The organism is Campylobacter sp. 2018MI13 (genome assembly GCF_018501135.1).
In the GTDB taxonomy this organism is placed as follows: Bacteria; Campylobacterota; Campylobacteria; order Campylobacterales; family Campylobacteraceae; genus Campylobacter_E.
Window position 1 is genome coordinate 1 of record NZ_JAHCZC010000242.1, and the last position, 432, is coordinate 432.

General features: G+C 52.3%; 1 protein-coding gene. It reads right to left on the reverse strand.

The features are described from left to right. Positions 1–380 (reverse strand): hypothetical protein (locus KJQ99_RS11390; RefSeq protein ID WP_214150730.1); only part of this gene is annotated, 380 nt, incomplete at its 3' end. Between the last annotated feature and the right edge of the window lie 52 nt (positions 381–432).

Consider the following 432-nt stretch of genomic DNA (forward strand, 5'->3'; position numbering starts at 1 on the left):
GGTGTGGGCACAACGACCTCTGGGTGACCGCCGTCGAAATGAAGCAGATGGCGAAGGAAAAAATCTGCTTGCGGTTCTCGCATCGAGTGGAAGGCTTTACCCAGCGCGGAAAATCTCTTCGCGTCGGCCATAAATTTTGATGTGGTTCGCACCCCTTTCACTGTGGCACGTACGCGATTTATCCCAGAGATGCCACCTTCAGTGTCTGTGGATGCCCCCATTTCTGTGATGATAGGAACCATTTTTCTGGCGCTGTTCAGTATGCCTTTAATGCTCTTTTGGGCTCCCGTGTTTCCGAGCATTGTCTTCATGTCTGGCGGCATGTGCTTCGTATCAGCGTGGCTGCCAGTTTTTTCTATGGCATTGCGGGCTGTCGCCATGGAGAACGAGCCTAATCTCACCTTGTCGATAAACTCGGCTCCCCAAGAAAGG